General features: G+C 71.8%; 18 protein-coding genes. 12 read left to right on the top strand and 6 right to left on the bottom strand.

All coding sequences use genetic code 11. The features are described from left to right. Nucleotides 1–311 precede the first annotated feature (311 nt). Complete coding sequence (locus ACIHAR_RS37630; protein ID WP_365468542.1) at nt 312–656, bottom strand: ANTAR domain-containing protein; 345 nt, start codon at nt 654–656, stop codon at nt 312–314. 241 nt (nt 657–897) lie between these two features. Here ACIHAR_RS37630 and ACIHAR_RS37635 point away from each other — a divergent pair, with 241 nt between their 5' ends. Continuing rightward, on the top strand, nt 898–4089 hold the full coding sequence (locus ACIHAR_RS37635; RefSeq protein ID WP_400023751.1) for an ATP-binding protein: 3192 nt from the start codon (nt 898–900) through the stop codon (nt 4087–4089). Here the strand turns inward: ACIHAR_RS37635 and ACIHAR_RS37640 are convergent. Both ACIHAR_RS37640 and ACIHAR_RS37645 read right to left on the bottom strand, forming a co-directional pair. Beyond that, nucleotides 4067–4822 (bottom strand): ABC transporter permease, encoded by a 756-nt coding sequence (locus tag ACIHAR_RS37640; protein WP_400023780.1) that lies wholly within the window; start codon nt 4820–4822, stop codon nt 4067–4069. The two genes, ACIHAR_RS37635 and ACIHAR_RS37640, sit on opposite strands and share 23 nt — an antisense overlap. A gap of 80 nt (nt 4823–4902) precedes the next feature. Further along, the gene (locus ACIHAR_RS37645) at nt 4903–5946 is read right to left on the bottom strand and encodes an ATP-binding cassette domain-containing protein (protein WP_400023752.1); all 1044 of its coding nucleotides are present in this window, start codon (nt 5944–5946) and stop codon (nt 4903–4905) included. A 539-nt stretch (nt 5947–6485) separates the two neighbouring features. On the opposite strand from ACIHAR_RS37645, the gene ACIHAR_RS37650 reads away from it, so the two are divergent. The 11 genes from ACIHAR_RS37650 (at nt 6486) to ACIHAR_RS37700 (ending at nt 15152) form a co-directional block, all read left to right on the top strand. Then, nucleotides 6486–6701 (top strand): cold-shock protein, encoded by a 216-nt coding sequence (locus ACIHAR_RS37650; protein WP_365463634.1) that lies wholly within the window; start codon nt 6486–6488, stop codon nt 6699–6701. 1036 nt (nt 6702–7737) lie between these two features. Further along, nucleotides 7738–8088, top strand: a complete 351-nt coding sequence (locus tag ACIHAR_RS37655) for a MerR family transcriptional regulator (RefSeq protein ID WP_365463631.1) — start codon at nt 7738–7740, stop codon at nt 8086–8088. Between the two features lie 390 nt (nt 8089–8478). Next, complete coding sequence (locus ACIHAR_RS37660; RefSeq protein WP_400023754.1) at nt 8479–9798, top strand: hypothetical protein; 1320 nt, start codon at nt 8479–8481, stop codon at nt 9796–9798. Between the two features lie 302 nt (nt 9799–10100). After that, nucleotides 10101–10457 carry a PRC-barrel domain-containing protein gene (locus ACIHAR_RS37665; RefSeq protein WP_365463622.1) on the top strand — a complete coding sequence of 119 codons (357 nt, stop codon included), beginning with the start codon at nt 10101–10103 and terminating at the stop codon, nt 10455–10457. Between the two features lie 233 nt (nt 10458–10690). Further along, a complete protein-coding gene (locus tag ACIHAR_RS37670) occupies nt 10691–11029 on the top strand; it encodes a MerR family transcriptional regulator (RefSeq protein WP_365463619.1) in 339 nt (112 codons plus the stop codon). Between the two features lie 229 nt (nt 11030–11258). After that, entirely contained in the window at nt 11259–11462 is a 204-nt protein-coding gene (locus tag ACIHAR_RS37675; protein ID WP_007383480.1) for a cold-shock protein, read from the top strand. 224 nt (nt 11463–11686) lie between these two features. Next, the gene (locus ACIHAR_RS37680; RefSeq protein WP_365463617.1) at nt 11687–13222 is read left to right on the top strand and encodes a DEAD/DEAH box helicase; all 1536 of its coding nucleotides are present in this window, start codon (nt 11687–11689) and stop codon (nt 13220–13222) included. 80 nt (nt 13223–13302) lie between these two features. Next, on the top strand, nt 13303–13710 hold the full coding sequence (locus ACIHAR_RS37685) for a CBS domain-containing protein (RefSeq protein WP_400023757.1): 408 nt from the start codon (nt 13303–13305) through the stop codon (nt 13708–13710). 57 nt (nt 13711–13767) lie between these two features. Continuing rightward, on the top strand, nt 13768–14031 hold the full coding sequence (locus tag ACIHAR_RS37690; protein WP_365463611.1) for an SCO5918 family protein: 264 nt from the start codon (nt 13768–13770) through the stop codon (nt 14029–14031). Between the two features lie 76 nt (nt 14032–14107). Then, nucleotides 14108–14482, top strand: a complete 375-nt coding sequence (locus tag ACIHAR_RS37695) for a hypothetical protein (RefSeq protein ID WP_365463608.1) — start codon at nt 14108–14110, stop codon at nt 14480–14482. A gap of 247 nt (nt 14483–14729) precedes the next feature. After that, the gene (locus ACIHAR_RS37700) at nt 14730–15152 is read left to right on the top strand and encodes a DUF5994 family protein (RefSeq protein WP_365463646.1); all 423 of its coding nucleotides are present in this window, start codon (nt 14730–14732) and stop codon (nt 15150–15152) included. Between the two features lie 85 nt (nt 15153–15237). Here the strand turns inward: ACIHAR_RS37700 and ACIHAR_RS37705 are convergent, their stop codons facing one another. The 3 genes from ACIHAR_RS37705 to ACIHAR_RS37715 all read right to left on the bottom strand — a co-directional run bounded on the left by ACIHAR_RS37705 (nt 15238) and on the right by ACIHAR_RS37715 (nt 19138). Next, nucleotides 15238–16587: a phosphatase PAP2 family protein gene (locus ACIHAR_RS37705; RefSeq protein WP_400023760.1), complete on the bottom strand. Its 1350-nt coding sequence runs from the start codon at nt 16585–16587 to the stop codon at nt 15238–15240. A gap of 283 nt (nt 16588–16870) precedes the next feature. Next, nucleotides 16871–18067, bottom strand: coding sequence for an NAD(P)/FAD-dependent oxidoreductase (locus ACIHAR_RS37710; RefSeq protein ID WP_400023761.1), 1197 nt, complete (start codon nt 18065–18067; stop codon nt 16871–16873). A gap of 126 nt (nt 18068–18193) precedes the next feature. Then, the gene (locus tag ACIHAR_RS37715) at nt 18194–19138 is read right to left on the bottom strand and encodes an RNA polymerase sigma-70 factor (RefSeq protein ID WP_400023762.1); all 945 of its coding nucleotides are present in this window, start codon (nt 19136–19138) and stop codon (nt 18194–18196) included. Nucleotides 19139–19178 lie beyond the last annotated feature (40 nt).

Below are 19178 nucleotides of genomic sequence, written 5' to 3' on the forward strand. Positions count from 1 at the left end.
TCACAGGCCCAGGGCGATGCGCCCTCACCCCTCGTCCGCGGTCGCTCACCCCGCTCGCGGTGCGGAACCGCGTCCTGCCCTGCGGCCACCGACCCGGACAGGTCCCGCGCGTGCACGGTCATGGAACGAACCCACCCCCGGGGACGGACGGAGCCGCGGCCCGGCGTCGTCGAGCGCCGAGAACGGCAACGGCCCGAAGCCGGTGCGCGGGGAGCCCTCGGTAGGTCCACCGTACTCCGGCGGCACAGGCGTACGACGGCGGTGGCCAGGGGGTGGCGCGCTGACGATCAACGGCGGAGTCGGGGTTCGTTTCAGGCGGATCGTGCGGTGGACAGAGCGGCGTCCAGGGCGTGCCGGATCTCGTCGGGCAGGCTCTCGCTGTACGTCCAGGTCACGATCTGTTCGGCGATCTGCCGCAGCTTGACGTTGGTGTTCTGCGAGACGTGCCGCAGGACCTCGAAGCCCTGGTCGGGGCGGATCCCACCGACGGCGATGACCACGCCGATGGCCTGGTCGACCACAGCGTGCGAGACAACGGCGTTGTGCAGCTGGCCGATCTCGTTCTGCAGCTCACTGATCTTGTGGAGGAGGTCCTCCCGTCCGGGGAGTGGGGGTGCTCCGACCCGGACGGCGGGGTCGTTCTGCGGGTCAAGCATCGTGATCACATCCCTGGCTGCGGATCTTCCGCTCGGGACGCTGCCGCACGAGCGGAAAGCGAGGACGACATCTCCACTACTACCCCGGCATCCCGTTCGCGTGCATCCGGTTCCGCACCCGCCGAGTCGTCGTTCACCGCCGTCACACTCGTCTCGACCGGCGGGGTCCCTCCGACGCCGGATCGACCACCTCCTCACCACAGGCGGGAACGTCCTGCTCCCCGATGGTTAACCTTCGGGAATGACCACCGAGTTGGCCCTGCTGTCCCGAGTCGCCTGGCGTGGGAGGGAGATCACCGCACCCCGGCTGCGCGGGCTGTTGGCGTTGCTCGCCCGGGAGCCGCGCACCGGCTGCACCACCGGCCGGCTGGTGGAAGGGTTGTGGCCGGACGAGCTCCCGGAGCGGCCGGGCAAGGCGGTGCAGGTCCTCGTGTCGCGGCTGCGGGCGCAGCTGGGTGGCGACGTGGTGGTGAGCACTCCCACCGGGTACCGGCTGGCCCTGGACGAGGAGCGCGTCGACAGTTCCGCGCTGCTGCGGTACGAGGCGGCGAGCGCCGAGCGCGGGAGGGCGGGGGATCACCAGGGGGCCCTGGCGCAGGCCGAGGCGGGGTTGGCCCTGTGGGACGGGAGCGTGGGCGCCGGCGCCGGGGAAGACCTGCACGATCCCGTGGTGGCGCTGCGCGTCGACCGGCTCCGGGTCTTCCGTTCGCTGGTGCGTTCCCGGGCACTCGCACTCGCCCGGCTGGGGCGGCGGGAGGAGGCGGCGGCACCGCTGACCGAGCTGGCCGGGGAGCTGCCGCGGGACGAGGAGGTGCTGGCGGAGCTGCTGCGCTGCGAGGCCGCCACGGCGGGGCGGGCCGCCGCGCTGACCCGGTACGACGCCTACCGGCGCGCGCTGCGGGAGGAGTTGGGGACCGATCCGGGGCCCCGGATCAGGTCCGTGTACCAGGAGTTGCTCGGCGCGGACACGGCGCCGGTCCGCCACGGTGTGCCGCACGAGCCGAACCCGCTGCTGGGGCGGGACGCGGACATCGCCGCCGTGGCCGGGCTGCTGCGCGAGGTCCGGGTGGTCACCGTCGTGGGTCCCGGCGGGCTGGGCAAGACGCGGCTCTCCCACGCGGTGAGCCGCGCGGCCGAGCAGCCGGTGGTCCACTTCGTCCCCCTGGCCGGGGTCACCGCCGACGACGACGTGGCCGGTGAGGTCGCCTCGGCCGTCGGCGCCGGGGAAGGGCGGCAGTTCGCCGGCGGCGGCGACGCGGTGACGGGCATCGTCGCCACGCTGGGCGCCGGACCCGTCCTGCTCGTGCTGGACAACTGCGAGCAGGTGATCCGCGGCGCGGCGGAGCTCGTGCAGGCGCTGGTGTCGCGCTCGCAGGGGCTGCGGATCCTCGCCACCAGCCGGGCCCCGCTGGGGCTGAGCTCGGAGTCGGTGTACGCCCTGCCGGAGCTGTCCCTGGCGACCTCGGTGGAGCTCTTCGAGCAGCGGGCGCGGGCGGCCAGGCCCGGTGTGGAACTGCCCGCCGACCGGGTGGCCGACATCTGCCGTCACCTGGACGGATTGCCACTGGCCGTGGAACTGGCCGCGGCCCGGGTGCGGGTGCTGTCCGTGGCCGACATCTCCCGCCGTCTCCGGGACCGCTTCGCCCTGCTGCGCGGCGGCGCCCGCGACGCCCCTGAGCGGCATCGCACGCTGCGGGCGGTGGTCGAGTGGAGCTGGAACCTGCTGGAGCCCGACGGCAGGGCGGCGCTGCGCGCGCTGTCGGTGTTCCCCGGCGGCTTCACCGAGGACGCGGCGGAGTACGTGCTCGACGGGACCGGGGACACGCTGGCCCTGCTGGAACAGCTCGCCGACCAGTCCCTGATCAGGGTGGGCGACAGCCCTTCCGGGGCGCGCTTCCACATGCTGGAGACACTGCGGGAGTTCGGCGCCGCCCGGCGCGCCGAGGCGGGCGAGGAGGAGGCGGTGACCGACCGGTTCCTCTCCTGGGCCCGGGACTTCGGCCGCCGCCACCGCGATGTGCTGTTCGGCGACGACTCGTTGTCCGCCTGGGCACACACCCGGGCCGAGCAGGACAACCTCGTCCTGGCCCTGCGGCACGCGCTGCTCCGGGACGACGGGCCCACGATCGCGGCCGTCACCGCCGTGCTGGCCTCCTTGTGGGCTACCGGCTCCAGCTACGCCCGGCTCGTCGCCCTCGCCGCCGAGACCGGCGGGCCGCTGTCCCACTTCCGCCCGGGCCCCGAGGACCCGGACGACGTGGAGACGGCCCGCAGTGCGGCGACGGTGTGCACCGCCAGCCTCTTCATGGGCCTCGGCCCGCACGCCGTACGCCACCTCGTCACGCTGCGCCGGCTTCCGCCCGCCCCGCCGGACACCGTGGTGCGGGCGCTGGCCGTCGTCCTGTGCGCCGTACCGGACACGGAGCCGCCGGAGTACGCGCGGCTGCGGGAGCTGTGCGACGCCGACGAGCCGCTGCTGGCGGGCATCGCCGCGTGCGTCGCCGGCTACGTATGGGAAGCGGAGCACGACGTGGAGCGGGCGCTGGAGTACGCCCGGCGGATGCTCGACACCCTGGTGCCGCTCGGCAATCCGGCGTTGCAGTTGCTGAGTCGGGGGCGGCTGAGCGAGTTGTGCCTGCAGTCCGAGCGGGGCGCGGAGGCGTACGAGCAGCTGCGGGCCGCGCTGGACGTGCTCGGCGGGTTGAGCGACTCGTCGGACCTGATCGGTGTCCACTGGGGGCTGGTGCTGGCCTGTCTGCAGCGCGGGGAGGTCGACGAGGCGGAGTACTGGCTGGGACTCGCGACCCTGGAGCAGCAGCAGGAGGGCGCCGTGAACGAGCTGACGGCGCGGGCGGAGATCGCGCTGGCCCGGGGACTGACCGAGGTCGGGCTCGGGCTGTGGCGGCAGGCGGCGGAGCAGATGCGGGAGTACAGCCTGCGGCACACCGACGATCCGTTCCTGGACCCGTGGTCGCTCCAGGTGCGGTCGGCCGCGCTGGCGGCGCACGCCCAGCACGGCCGGCTGGAGCCGGTGACGGAGCTGGCCGGCCAACTGCGGGAACGCCTGCTGGACATGCTGACCGGCTCCTCGGGCCCGCCCGGTGCCGCAGGGCCTTCCGGCTCATCCCGTTCCAGCCGGTCCTCCGGCGGAGGCGGTCCTGTGGACCTGCCGGTGTACGGGAGCGTGCTGCTGGCGCTCGGGTTCGTCGGACTGGCCCGGGGTGAGGCGGCGGCCGTACGGCTGGTGGCGCTGGCGGAGCGGATGCCGGCGGTGCGGGAGTTCCCCACCCTGTCCCACGCCCGGTCCCGCAAGGCGGCCGAGGACGCCGACAAGGGGGCGTACGCCGACGCGGTGTCGAGGTACGCCGCCCTGGGGCGGGGGGAGTTGCGGGCGGTGGCCCTGCGGGAGCTCAGCGCCGGGGCTCACGGTTGAACCGCGCCTTGGACCACAGGTAGCCCAGCACGGTCAGGCCAAGGCTCCAGCCGACGGCGAGCACGGCGTTCGCCGTGCCGATCCCGGTGCCCAGCAGCAGCCCGCGCAGGGTCTCGATGGCGGGCGAGAACGGCTGGTACTCGGCGAACCGCCCGAACCAGCCCGGCATGGCGTCCACCGGCACGAACGCGCTGGACAGGAACGGCAGCATCACCAGCGGCTGGGCGATGTTGCTCGCCCCCTCCGCGTTGGGGCTGATCAGGCCGACGCCGACCATGAGCCAGGTCAGCGCGAGGCTGAACAGGGCCAGCAGCCCGGCCGCCGCGACCCACTCCACCGGCGTCGCGTCGGGGCGGAACCCGATGGCCAGCCCGATGCCCAGCACCAGTACCAGGGCCGTCAGCGTCTGGATCACGCTGCCGATCACATGGCCGATCAGCACGGAGGTGCGGGAGATCGCCATGGTGCGGAACCGGGCGATGATCCCCTCGGTCATGTCGTTGGCCACGGACACGGCGGTGCCGAGCGTGGTCATGGCCGCGGTCAGGAACAGGATGCCGGGGACCAGGTAGGCGACGTAGTCGGCACGGTCCGCGGGACCGCCGGTGATGCCGGCGCTCATCACGCCGCCGAAGACGTACACGAAGAGCAGCAGCAGGATGACCGGGGTGAGCAGGAGGTTGAGGGTGAGGGAGGGGTAGCGGCGGGCGTGCAGGAGGTTGCGCCGCAGCATGGTGAGGTTGTCGCGGAAGGGGTGGGCGTGCCGGGACCGGGGGGCGGTACTGGTCGTCACGCTCGTGGTCGTGGTCGAGCTCATCGGGCGGTCTCCTTGTCGGTGCCGGCGTGGGTCGTGGGCCGGGCCGGGTCGGTGGGGTGGGCGTCGGCCGTGGGCCGGTCGTTGTCGAGGGACCGGGCGGGGGTGGGGCCGCCGGCGGTCAGGGCGAAGAACACGTCGTCCAGGTCCGGGGTGTGCACGGACAGCTCGTCGGCCTCGATGCCGGCGGCGTCGAGCCAGTCGAGGACGGCGCGCAGCTCGCGCTGGCTGCCGTCGCTGGGGATCTGCAGGGTGAGCGCCTCGTCGTTCCGGGAGGCCTCGCGCAGGGCGGTCGCCGCCCGTTCGTACGCCACCGGGTCGGAGAAGCGCAGCCGTACGTGGCCGCCGGGGACGAGCCGCTTCAGCTCCTCCGCGCTGCCCTCGGCGGCGATCTTGCCGCCGTTGAGCACCGCGATGCGGTCGGCGAGCTGGTCGGCCTCGTCCAGGTACTGGGTGGTGAGGAAGACGGTGACGCCGCCGGAGACCAGTTCGCGGATGATCTGCCACATGGTGTGGCGTGAGCGCGGGTCGAGGCCGGTGGTCGGCTCGTCGAGGAAGATGATGCGCGGGTCGCCGACCAGGGTCATGGCGATGTCGAGGCGGCGCTTCATGCCGCCCGAGTAGGTGGAGGCGGGCTTCTTCGCGGCCTCGACCAAATCGAAGCGCTCCAGCAGCTCGGCGGTGACCTGCCTTCCCTCCCTGCGGGAGAGGTGGTGCAGGTCGGCCATGAGAAGCATGTTCTCCTCGCCGGTGATCAGGCCGTCGACGGCGGAGAACTGGCCGGTGACACCGATCGCGGCCCGTACCGCCTGGGCGTCGGCCGTGAGGTCGTGCCCGGCGACCCGCGCCCGGCCGCCGTCGGCGGAGATCAGCGTGGACAGGATGCTGACCGTCGTGGTCTTGCCCGCGCCGTTCGGCCCGAGTAGCGAGAAGACCGTGCCGACGGGCACATGGATGTCGATGCCGTCGAGGACGGACTTGTCCCCGTAGGCCTTCCGCAGCCCGGTGGCCGCGATCGCGAGTTCCTGGTTCGTCGTCGTCATGCCGCAGAGCTTGCGACCCGGCCGGTTCAGAACGGCCTCAACCCGGTTTCAGCCCCGGGGGCCGGTTCCGGAGCGCTGAAACCCGCTGGCCAGGACGTACGACGAGGGCTGTGGCGGGACAACCGCAGTCACCGTGGTGCCGCCCCACGACCCGCCTGGGGGATGTGACCTTCCACTCGGCAGTGGCGTCCCGGCGTGTTCGCCGTTGCGCCTGCCACTGACGACGAGGGCAGCGGCACCTCTCCCGTCGACGGAGGTCACAGGGCTGTGAGCGGAAGCGCTCGGCAGGGAGGCCACGCCCGCGGGAAGCAATATCTGTGCCCGTGAAATGAGAATTAGGTGCGGGGCACGACGAGTATTCCCCGCCCCGCCGGCCGGATCGGAATTGTCGACCATGCCGGGCCGACCGCACCGTGCTAGTGTCGGTGTCAGTTGCAGGTGTGGTTGCCAGAAGGTTCATTTCCGACGGGTTAATCATCACGGCGACACGGAATTCGCACAGTGCGAATTCCTGACACCGCCTCCGAAGGAGAAACACAATGGCTACTGGCACCGTGAAGTGGTTCAACGCGGAAAAGGGCTTCGGCTTCATCGAGCAGGACGGCGGCGGCCCCGACGTCTTCGCCCACTACTCGAACATCGCCACCCAGGGCTTCCGCGAGCTGCTGGAGGGCCAGAAGGTGTCGTTCGACATCGCGCAGGGCCAGAAGGGCCCGACGGCCGAGAACATCGTCCCCGCCGACACCCGGCGCTGACACATACTTCGCAGCCGGGGCCCGCACCGAAAAGGTGCGGGCCCCGGCTCGTTGCATTTCAGGGCGCGCGACGGGAAGGCTCCGTCCCGCACCGACTTCGGCTCGTCCGGATCGTCCGCGCCGCTCGCCCGTTGCGGCAATTCCCTGCTGGGCGCCCCCGACGAAGGTCACGCACGAGACGTGCCCACCCATCCCGCGCGCGGACTCGCCCTGCACGGCCGTCCGGCCCGTCGAGCTGAGCCGCGTCAGCTGAGCCGCGTCAGCTGAGCCGCGTCACAGGCGCCCGGACGCTTTCCGGTGTCCCGGTCGTCATCACCGCGCCGGGCGTGGAACGCCCCCGCAGTATCTCTTCTTCTCCGTCCCAGGGCTGACGGGGTCGCCGCCGTGGCCGCGCAGGTCGGGGCCGGCCCTGACCTGCCCCGTCGGGACACGGCGGCGTGTCCGTTCTCGTCGCCCCGCGACGACTTGGTCCACCGTCATCACGACCACAGGATGCCTGCCATCCCTGCACGCCAAATTCTACTCTTGTGAGAGTAGACATCGGCTCTTGGCAGGATTAGCATTTTTCTCGTAGACACGGTCTAGCCAGACCCGGCAGACACGAACTGGCGGGTAGCAGTATCTGAAGTCGCAGGTCAGGGCGGCTCTGGAGTTCCGAAGCCAAGACGTTCGCAGAACGGTGACGGGACTGAGAGCCGCACTGGGCAGCCCGCAGGTCGAGGGGCTGCCGACAGCACCACCGAGCAGTACCGCAGTACCCGTTCAGAGTGGTTGATCCAGAGGAAGGACGGAGGAGCAGACGCCATCAGGATCGCCCGGTCCGAGGAACTCCCGGTCCGGGTACCGCAAGACCCCGGAATGGATGGTGGTTCCCGGTCACGCAGTCGCGATCCCCGCACCCCTCCCCTTACCGGGCCGGGTAGCGGAAACCGAAGGTCGGCCGAGCATGAGGGCCGGCAGATGGTGTTTCATTTCCTTCGGGGCCCTGGTGCCGTACGGCACCAGGGCCCCTCGACGCGTTGCACAACGAGGTGACATGGCAGCAGAAAATCCGCTCAGCGATCGTCTGGACGACGACGACTACCCCGCGTACACCATGGGCCGGGCCGCCGAGATGCTCGGCACCACCCCTGGCTTCCTGCGCGCGATCGGCGAGGCCCGTCTGATCACTCCGCTGCGCTCGGAAGGCGGACATCGCCGGTACTCCCGCTACCAACTGCGGATCGCCGCCCGCGCCCGCGAGCTCGTCGACAGGGGAACCCCGATCGAGGCTGCCTGTCGCATCGTCATCCTCGAGGACCAGCTCGAGGAGGCGCAGCGCATCAACGCCGAGTACCGCCGTGCCGCGAACGAGGCATCCGACCGTTCCGGTCCCGGTTCGAACTGATCACGCGGGCGCGGGCGGGCACACGGTCTGCCCGTCGACCGGTGCGCTCGCGCACGCGCCATCGCTTCCCGAGCCGAGAGCGCGCGTGCGCCACTCGTCACCCGCTGCACGGAGAAGGCCCAGGTCCGAGGACCCGGGCCTTTCCGCTGCTTTCGCCGGTCACCGGCCGCGTGCCGGTCCGTGCACACCGGCCGTCCGGCACGGCCGGCAGTGGCCTCCCACTCGTCGCCGCACGGGCGCGACGAGGCCGGCGCCGCAGCCCGTGTCGACGCCCGTGCCCGGCACAACTTCCGGCAGGTCCCGGTCGTCCAACAGCGGAAACGATCACTCCGTGCCGTGGCCCCCAGGGTCGTCGCCACGGGTGGATCTCCCTACGACCTGGGAGTTGTCATGAGAACCGCCACCGGCCGCAGGAGACGGCTCGGCGCGTACGCGCTCGTCGCAGCGGCGTCGCTGAGCGCCGGCGTGCTCGGCACCACGCCGGCCTCCGCCGCCAGCGACATGCTGTGGGTGCAGTCCCCGGAGGGAGTGACGCTGTCCGCCGCACCGGGCTCGTACCAGGAGCTCTCGTTCGGCCTGTACCACGACAACGGCGACCACCACGTCGCCAACGGCGTGCTCACCCTCGACCTGTCGGAGCTGGCGGGCGTGGCCGAGGTCTCGGTGCCGGACAACTGCTTCCTGTCCGGGTCCGGCACCAGCGCCGTGTGCGACATCTGGGAGGTCGGCGACATCGGCGGCACCTACGACGGGCCCCAGGTCACCATCGGGCTCCGGACCGTGGAGGGCGCCCCGGCCGGTGCGGAGCTGAGCATCGGCCACCACGGGCAGGCGGAGACCGACGGCCCGGACGGTGTGCTGTACACCCACTGGGGCAGCACACCGGTCACGGTCGAGTCCGTACCCTCGCCGGACCTGAGCCTGACGACCGGGCCGGCGCCGGTGGGCCCGGTCGCCCCCGGGACCTCCCTGACCGTACCCGTCCGGGTCACCAACAACGGCGACGCGGCCGCGGAGGGCTTCCGCCTCCAGGCGTGGAACACCTACGGCCTGGAGTTCGCCACCACCTACCCGGGCTGCGCCTGGACCCCGCCCGTCCTGGACACCGAGTACATGCCGGGCGGCCTGCTGGACTGCACCTTCGACACCGTCGTGGAGCCCGGCGCCACCGTCACCCTGCCGGAGCCGCTGCGGCTCACCGTGGCGTCCCACGCCCTGACGGAGCGACTCGATGTCGACGTCCAGCCGCTCGAGGGCACCCAGGACCGGAACCCCGAGGACAACTCCACCAGCACGCCGGTCACCGCGGAGAACACGGCCGACTTCGCCGTCCAGGGCGACGAGGTCACCAGCGCGGCCGGGGAGAAGGTCACTGCCACGATCGGGTTCCGCAACAAGGGTCCCGCCTGGTTCGCCAACATCGGCAGCGGTGACCCGGTCGGCACGGTGACCGTGGCGGTGCCCGAGGGCACCACGGTCGTCTCGGCGCCGGAGAACTGCCGGGCGGAGGGATCCGCCGCGTACCGGTGCGAACTGCGGCACTGGGCCGGCCCCAAGGACCGGATCCGGTTCCCCTTCGAACTGCGCATCGACCGGGTGGTCCCGAACGCCACCGGCGCGGTCACGCTCCACGCCTCCGCGCGTCAGGCCCCCTACGACCCCCAGCCGCACAACGCCCACGCCGAACTGGTGATCAACGCCTCCGAGTGATCCCCCCGAGGCACGTCATCGGAACCTCTGGTCCGCCCCCGGACCGGGGGTTCCGTCGCCCGCATCGCACCACTCGGCCCGCCGTGCGCAGACCGACGAGCCCCGCTGACGGCCGGCCGCAGGAGTAGCGTGGGACGAGAAGGCCGGGAGAGCTCTTCCGGCAGCCCGCCGGCCCGCGTTCCTGGACTCCTCCCGAACGGCGTCCACGGGTCCGTGTGCCCCGGGCCGGCCCTTCCGCGGTGGGAGACGACACATGACCGCCGGGGAGTCCTCGACTGCGACGGCGGAGAAACGGAGCGGCCATGATCCGCGCGGCCGATGTCCGGGAGTGGCGCTACCAGGACGTGGTCGACCCCAAGGGGCGGAAGATTGGCGCACTCGAAGCCGTCTACGTGGACACGGCCACGGACGAACCGGCCATGGCCACGGTCCGTACGGGGCTGCCGACCCGTCAGCGCCTGGTCTTCGTCCCGCTCGACGAGGCGGTTCTGGGGCCCGGCTATGTCAAGGTCTCCCATGCCAGGGGGGAGGTACGGAAGGCGCCTTCGATCGGGACGGACGACGTACTGCCCGCCGATCAGGAGGAGACGATCTTCCGCTACTACGACATCGCGTACCGGCGGGGAGTCCACGGCGAGCGTCGACTGGCGCGCCGTTGACCGCGGAAACCGGTAAGCGGCTGGGCTGACGGTGACCTTTCTGCCGCTCGTGCGAGTGGCCGTCGTCCCGGGAGGACCGCTCTCGAGCCTGGCCCGGCGGGAGGGGAAAACCTGCCGCGGCGAGAGCATGTATCCCTGCCTGCCGCTAGGGTTGTCGCGAGGCGGAGGGAGTTCTTCGGGCGCGGGTGCCACGCTCGCCCGGCCCCCTCGCCGGTCTCCGAGACGAAGGTGCCATGCCCGCTGAGAACGCCCCGGTCGCCGGGCACCTCGACGACGACGACTATCCCGCCTACACCATGGGGCGGGCCGCCGCCGTTCTCGGCGCCACCCCGGCCTTCCTGCGGGCACTCGGGGAGGCCGAGCTGATCACCCCCCTGCGTTCGGAGGGCGGTCACCGCCGCTACTCACGCCGCCAGTTGCGCGTCGCCGCCCGCGCCCGTGAACTCGTCGACCAGGGCACTCCCATCGAGGCCGCGTGCCGCATCATCTCCCTCGAGGACCGGCTCGACGACGCCCTCCGCCTGAACCGGGAAATGCGCCGGAAGCTGGACGAGTACGGCGCAGAAACCTAGTCCCGCCGCTACAGAAATGCGGGCTGCGGCCGGATGAGTATTTCTGGGCCGACACGGAAAAGGGATGGGGGCTTCCACCCGACCTGTGTTACCGTGATAACAGTTGCAGTTTTGGTTACCGAAGACTTGTTTTCGCAGAGCTTCCCGGATCTTTCCGGAGGGGTGATCATCGCGGCGACTCGGATCCGTAAAGTGCGGAATCCGGCACTGCCCCCAAGGGAGATTCAATATGGCATCTGGCACCGTGAAGTGGTTCAACGCGGAAAAGGGCTTCGGCTTCATCGAGCAGGACGGCGGCGGCGCTGACGTGTTCGCCCACTACTCGAACATCGCCACCTCCGGCTTCCGCGAGCTTCAGGAAGGCCAGAAGGTTACCTTCGACGTCACGCAGGGCCAGAAGGGCCCGCAGGCCGAGAACATCGTTCCCGCCTGACGCTGACGCGAATGATGTGGCTGGGGCCCGCACTCTTGGGGTGCGGGCCCCAGCTCGTTGCGTTTCTCTGATCCCCCGGACTCCCCGCGTCGTCGACGACCCCGACTTCAGCGCCGAGAGGCCCGGCTTTTCGTATGTCCCTCGGCCCATTCTTGCGAATCCGCGTCCGGCCCCAGGCCGCCGTATGGAATTCCTCGATGCGCCGCATCGAGGAAGGTTCCTCCATGAACCGCACCCGTGGTACCGGCGGCGGCTCCCGCCGCTTCCGCACGGACAAGGATTCCCAGCGCTCGGCAGGCGGTGCTCGCGGCAGCCGCTTCCGCACGCAGGAGACAGGCCGGCAGAACCCCCGTCCGTCCACCGGGCGAAAGAGCGGCCAAGGAGCGCGCTCCGGCACACGCCGACAGGAGTTCGCCCTGCCGGTCACTCTCACCGAGCCGCTGCCGGCGGTCGAGACGTTCGCCGAACTGGACCTGCCCGCACGTCTGCTGGCCGCACTCGGCGCCGAGGGCGTGACCGTGCCCTTCCCGATCCAGGCGGCCACGCTTCCGAACGCGCTGGCCGGCCGGGACGTGCTGGGCCGAGGGCGCACGGGCTCGGGCAAGACGCTCGCCTTCGGCCTGCCCGCGCTGGCCCGGCTGGACGGGCAGCGGGCCCAGCCCCGGCAGCCGCTCGCCCTCGTCCTCGTGCCCACCCGGGAACTGGCCCAGCAGGTCACCGACGCGCTCGCCCCCTACGCCCGCGCCCTGCGTCTGCGGCTCGCCACCGTGGTGGGCGGCATGGCGATCGGCCGCCAGGCGAGTGCGCTGCGAGGCGGCGCCGAGGTCGTCGTGGCGACACCCGGCCGTCTCAAGGACCTCATCGAACGGGGCGACTGCCGGCTGGACCAGGTCGCCGTCACCGTCCTGGACGAAGCCGACCAGATGGCCGACATGGGCTTCATGCCGCAGGTGACCGCACTGCTCGACCAAGTCGGTCCGGGCGGCCAGCGGATGCTGTTCTCGGCCACCCTGGACCGCAACATCGACCTCCTGGTACGCCGCTACCTCCACGACCCCGTGGTGCACTCGGTCGACCCGTCGGCGGGCGCCGTCACCACCATGGAGCACCACCTGCTGCACGTGCACGACGACGACAAGCACGCCACCGCGACCGAGATCGCGGCCCGCGACGGGCGAGTGATCATGTTCCTCGACACCAAGCACGCGGCGGACCGGCTGGCGAAGCACCTGCTGTCCGTCGGTGTGCGGGCCTCGGCCCTGCACGGCGGCAAGTCCCAGCCGCAGCGCAACCGGACGCTCGCCCAGTTCAAGGACGGCCACGTCACGGTCCTGGTGGCCACCAACGTCGCCGCCCGCGGGATCCACGTCGACAACCTCGACCTCGTCGTCAACGTCGACCCTCCCGGCGACCACAAGGACTACCTGCACCGCGGCGGCCGTACCGCCCGCGCCGGCGAGACCGGCACCGTCGTCACCCTCGTCCTGCCGCACCAGCGTCGCGCGGTGGACCGGTTGATGGCCGACGCCGGCATCACCGCGCAGACCGTCCGGATCCGACCGGGCGAGGCGGAACTGCATCGCATCACCGGCGCCCGGACCCCCTCCGGTGTGCCCGTCACCGTCACCGCACCGGTCGCCGAGCAGAGCCCCCGCACGGGATCCGCCGGCCGCGGCCGCAGGGGACCGTCCGCAGGCCGTGGGCGGAGCGGACGCGCCACCCCCCGAACCCGCCGCTCCGGCCCGAGGAACAACCCGTAGCCCAGGCGCCGGCACCCGCTCCCAGCCGGTCGGGGCGAGCCTTCGCCCGTCCTGCCCGCCCCGACGAAGAGGAGAAGCCCATGACGCCGATTCCGCCCCGCACACGACAGGCCGGGAACGCCGACGGCACCGGCCTGACCGCCGGTGACGCCATGCACGCTCCCGGGCCCCAGGTGGACGACCACATGACCGTCGACGTGGCCCTGTCCGTGCTCATCGGCGCCCGCGTCCCCCACCTGCTGCTCCAGGACGAGGACGGGCGGTGCGCGGGACTGGTCACCCGGGCCCAGCTCTCCGCGCACCGCGGCGGCTCCTGGTACAGCGACCGGACACGGCTGCGGGACATCGCGCTCGACCGTGGACCGTTCACCTCGTCCGTGGCCGCCCTCGGCGAGGCGGAAGCCGCCATGCGGGTCCGCACCCTGGACGCGTCCCCCGTCATCGACGAGCACGGCTACGCCCTGGGCGTCCTCGCCCTCACCCACTGACCGCCGTCGCGCGGTCGGCCCCTCCGGTGTTTCTCCCCCAACCCTGTGGAGGCATCCATGCGCTGTGTCATCGCCCGTTTCCCCTTCGACCTGACCAAAGGCGAGGTCGAGCAGTCGATGAGCGGAGTCACGCCCGAACCCGTCACCGGTGTGTCCGTGACCATCGGCAGTCGTCTCTACCCCGTGATGCAGGTCGGTGAAGTGATCACCAGGCAGAGCCGCCGCGACTTCACCACGGGTGAGATGCGCAGGGCGCTGACCCGGCTCGGCTTCACCTGCCACGAGGCGCCTCCGGTCGCGCAGGCCCCGGAATGGAGCTGACGACGGTGCGCTGGGCTGGTGACGCCCTCCTCGTTCACGCCCCGCGCCTTCGGGCGTCGGACTAGGCTCCGGAGACATGAAGCACTCCGACGACCTGCTCGTCGCGATCGCCGCGATGGTGGAGTCGCAGCGCAGCAGCCGGATGTCCCTGACCGTGGTGATTCCCGGAGCCGTCATCACGGGACGGCTGGCCCCGGAAGCCCTGTGGAAGGAGCGAGTGGCCGAGGTCCTTCGGGACTCCGAGGACCTGGGGCGGTTCGCCCCCGCCTTCGCCCCTCCGCAGGGGAGCGGCGACCGGCCACGGGGCGACGAGCCCACGCACCTCCACTTCCACGTCGCCCGGATCCTCCAGGGCAGCTTCGGCATCCCCGACACGGGAGGCATGTACCGCGTCGCGCTGAAGGACGTGAGCGCCTGGACCATCGGGGACATCGGCTACTCGGACCAGTGAGGCCGCGGCGCCTCGCTCTCCCCGGGGCGCGGCGGGCCGCACGAGCTTCGGACGGCGCCGTCCGGTGGCCCGGACGTACGCCGACGTCATCGGGAGCGGCTCACGCGGCGCGGCCACGGCGGTGCCGTTCCCGGCGAACGGCGGAGACGGACGGCCCACGGGCCGCCCGGGACGGGATCGCACCATGGACGACGCCACCGGAAGGTCGGCAGAGGATGTCTCCCGGAGCGGAGACCGTACCTACCGGATGCCCGTGGCCCGGCTGGCACTCACTCCGGGTGGCGGCCGCGGTCCGCTCGACGGCGCCTGGTGGCCGCGTTGCGACATGCTCGAACTGGAGCTGCCCGCGCTGGTCGGCTCGCTGCACCCCGGCATCGGCACCGTCACCCGCGTCACCGTGGACGCCGTCGCGTGGCCCGACGCCCCGCGCACGGTCATGGCACCCGGCCGCGTGATCGAAGTGGCCCTGTCGCCGGTGGATGCCGAAGCGCATGCCATCGCCCTGCACTGCGACACCGTGGGCCGCTGGGAGCTGCTGGTCGTTCCGCCCGGCGAGTCGGTCACGGTGGCGACCTGGTTGCTGAACACGGCCGCCGATCCACGCAACGTCCTGACGGCCGCGCACATGCTGGCACTCGCACAGGCCGGTCTCGAGGGCGACGACCGGTGAGGCGGGTGCACGGGCGGAGCGGGTGCCTGGTGGGGCGGGTGCACGGGTGGGGCGGTGCTCGGCCCGCCGCCCCGTGCTCCGTACGTCAGATCGGTTCGGGCAGCGGTTCCGGGCGCCGCGCCGGCATGGTGCCCGGTTCCCACAGTGCGGTCGTCCGGACGTAGCCGTAGATCACTGAGGTCATCGCCAGGACGAGGAGCGGTCCGGACACCCACGGATGCTCGGCCATCCGCAGCGGCAGGAAGCGGTAGGACAGCAGGAGCCCGGTGAAGACCGTCGCGCCGTAGGCGACCAGCAGGATCCCCGAGCGGTCCCACCCGCGGTCGTACGTGCGCAGCGCCGCCTCGATCGTGAGTGTGAACACGACGCCGGCCAGGAGGTCCACGCCGTAGTGGTAGCCGAATCCCAGGGTCGCGGCGAGTGTGGCGATCAGCCAGAACGTGCCCGCGAAGCGCAGAGCGCGCGGGCCCTGCCGGGTGTGGATGAAGATCGCGACAGCCCACGCCGTGTGCAGGCTCGGCATGCAGTTGCGTGGGGTGATCCCGTCGAACGGCATGTGGTGCGGGCCGGCGATCGGCGGCGGCGTCTGCGGCCACAGGTGGGCCACCGCCCAGTGCGCGCTGGACGGCGTGTCCGCCCACAGGCTGACCGACGCCCAGTGCTCGGCGCCGGTGCCGTAGGCGAAGATCGGTCCCACCACCGGGAAGATCATGTAGGTGGCCGGCCCGAGGAGGCCGATCACCAGGAAGGTGCGGACGAGGTGGTGGCCGGGGAAGCGGCGCTCGGCCGCCACGTTGCGCAGTTGGTACAGGGCGACGATCACGGCGGCCACCGCGAGCTGACCGTAGACGATGTCGAGGAAGTTGAAGCCGATCGCACCGGTGGCCGTGAGCATCCGGCCCGCCAGCCACGACGGGTTGCCCAGCGCGTGATCGGCGGTCGCCACGTACTGGTCGAGCACCTCAGGGCGGGTCTTCGAGGTGATGAGCAGCCAGGTGTCGCCGGTCTTGCGGCCGGCCACCAGCAGCAGGCCCAGTCCGACGCCCTGGAGCAGCAGGACGCGTTCGCGGCCGGTGCGACGCGTGACGCCGATGACCGCACAGCCCAGAAGCACCCACAGCGCGCCGTTGCCGAAGGGGTGGCCGTCGGTGACCTCGGCGCCGGCCGCCCAGCGGACCGCGAGGAAGGCGACGTCGATCCCGATCGCGGCAGCGGCCGCGATGAGGCGTTGCCGCCAGGTGAGCACCACCATCATCAACGCCATACCGGCGTACAGCAGAAAGCCCGATTTCGGGGCGAACACCACCTCTCGCACCTGGTTGGTGATCGGTCCGGGCAGGCCGTAGCGACGCGCGGCGACTTCCAGTGCGACGAGGAATCCGAGGGCCGCGACACCCGCTACGGCCCAGAGTCTCGCCCGGGGCCGGCTCCACACGGGCGACGGGATTCCGCGGTCTGTCCGCGGCGCGAACAGCGATGATATTTGTCTCAATTTATGGCCGATTTGTTAGAATCTGATTAATTTCCAGGGTGCATTGCGCTCGTCACCTTACGGCCGAGACGGCTTCCTCCCCCACGCGGAACGGTCCGACGAGGCTTCCGACGCAGGAAGACGGAAAGGCCACGGCCCGGGTTCCAGCCACGCGTACGACGCCGGGTCGCTGCACGGCGAACGGGCGCCCTCGGTGCGAGAGCGCCCGTTCCGACGGCGTGGCGGGTCAGGCCGCCGCGTTGACCGCCGAATCCGCCGGGGCCGCCTCCCGCACGACCCGGCGGCGCCGGATCGGCATACCGAACGTCGGGTTGGCGACGCTCCAGGCCGCGCCCTTGCAGACCAGCTCCTTGTAGACGGCGGCGAGCCGTCCCGTCAGAGCCGAACGGACGGCACGGTCGTCGGCGGTGACGTACTGGATCAGGCCCTCCTTGCGGCCCAGCGAGATGCACTGGTTGAAGTAGCGGATCGGCACGTGCGGGAGCTTCCCGCCGGTCAGGCGGGCCGCGACGGCCTCGGCGGCCTGCCACGCGGTGAAGCCGCCCGAGGCGCACGACATCCGCAGGGGCTTGTCGCCGGGGCCCATCGCCATGGCCGCGTCCCCGATGGCGTACACGTCCGGGTGCGAGACGGAGCGCATGGTCCCGTCGACCACGATCTGACCGGTGCCGGTGACCTCCAGGGTGGTGGCCTCCGCGATCGGGTGGACGGCGAATCCGGCGGTCCACACGGTGGCCGCGGAGCGGATGGTCCGGCCGTCGGCGGCGGTGACGCGGTCGGCCGCGACCGCGGTGACGTCGGCGTGCTCGTGCACGGTGATGCCGAGCTTGCCGAAGACCTTCCGCAGGTGTCCCCGGCCCTTGTCGGAGAGCCAGTCGCCGAGGGCGCCGCGGGCGACGAGGGCGACATCGAGGTCCGGACGGGCCTCGGCGATCTCGGTCACGGCCTCCAGACCGGTCAGGCCGCCGCCCACCACCACCACGGGCTGACCGGCGTCCAGGCCGGCCAGGCGGTCCCGCAGCCGCAGCGCTCCGCGCCGGCCGGCGATCTCGTGTGCGTGTTCGGCGACGCCGGGGACGCCGTGGTCGTTCCAGCCGCTGCCGAGGGCGTACACGAGGGTGTCGTACTCCAGCTCCTCTGCGCCGTTCGCGTCGAGGACGGCCACGGTCCTGCGGTCGACGTCGACGCCGGTGACCTTCGCGAGCTTCAGTTCGACGCCGGTGCCCGCGAACATCTCGCTGTAGGGCCGGGGCCTGAGGGACTGGCCGACGGCCAGCTGGTGCATCCGGACGCGCTCGACGAAGTCGGGCTCGGCGTTGACGAGGGTGATGGCGACGTCTGCACGGTGCAGACGCCTGGCGAGGCGGCCGGCGGCGACGGCTCCGGTGTATCCGGCTCCGAGGACGACGATGCGGTGCTGCATTTCCGGGCTCCTGTCTTGAGCGGGATTCGCCCCTTGAACCGGGCGGGCCGCCGTTTCCTGACAGGGACGCGATGTGAAGCACCTCACATCAGCCGGCAGAGACGTAAGTCGTCGAGAGGCAGCGGGTCAGAAGGCGACGAGCAGGGGCTCGCCGTGGTCGGCGGCCGCCCATCGCCGGGTCGCGCGTTCGAGCTTGTCGGGGTTGACCTGGTTGCGGAACGCGGCGATGCCCTCGTCGGTGACCGCCAGGCACATGACACCGACGACCTGTCCGTCGACGACCGCCACGACGGCGGGGTCGCCGTTGGCGGTCGTGGCGTAGATCTCGGCGGAACCGCCGACCAGGTCGCGCTTGGCCTTGCCGGGCTTGAACAGGCCCCGCATGAACTTGGCGACCGCGAGGGCGCCCTCGAACGCCTTGGCACGGGCCGGGACCTTCCCGCCGCCGTCGCCGATCGAGACGGCGTCCTGGGTGAGGAGCCGCACGAGCGGCTCGGTCCGGCCACTGGTTGCTGCCGCGAGGAACTCCTCGACGACCCGCCGGGCGGCGGCCTCGTCGATCTCGGTGCGGGCCTTGCCGTCCGCGACGTGCTTCTTGGCGCGGTGGAAGATCTGCTGGCTGGCGGCCTCGGTGATGTCGAGGATCTCGGCGATCTCCCGGTGCCGGTAGTCGAAGGCCTCGCGCAGCACGTACACGGCCCGCTCGTTGGGGGAGAGACGCTCCAGGAGGGCGAGGACCGCGTACGAGACCGACTCGCGCTGTTCGGCGGTGTCGGCCGGGCCGAGCATCGGGTCCCCGGCGAGCAGCGGCTCGGGCAGCCACTGGCCCACGTAGGTCTCCCGCCGCGCGCGGGCCGAGGTGAGCTGGTTGAGGCACAGGTTGGTGAGGACCCTGGTCAGCCAGGCCTCGGGGACCTCGATCTGGTCGGCGTCGGCGGCCTGCCAGCGCAGGTACGTCTCCTGCACGGCGTCCTCGGCCTCGCTCGCGGAGCCGAGGAGACGGTAGGCGATCGCCTCCAGGCGGGGCCTGGAGGCCTCGAACCGGTCCACGTCACTCACGGTCAGGGCCATGGCCGGGATCTTAGCTCTCGACGCGCGCGACGGCCGCCGC

The organism is Streptomyces sp. NPDC052016, assembly GCF_044548445.1.
Lineage (GTDB): Bacteria > Actinomycetota > Actinomycetes > Streptomycetales > Streptomycetaceae > Streptomyces.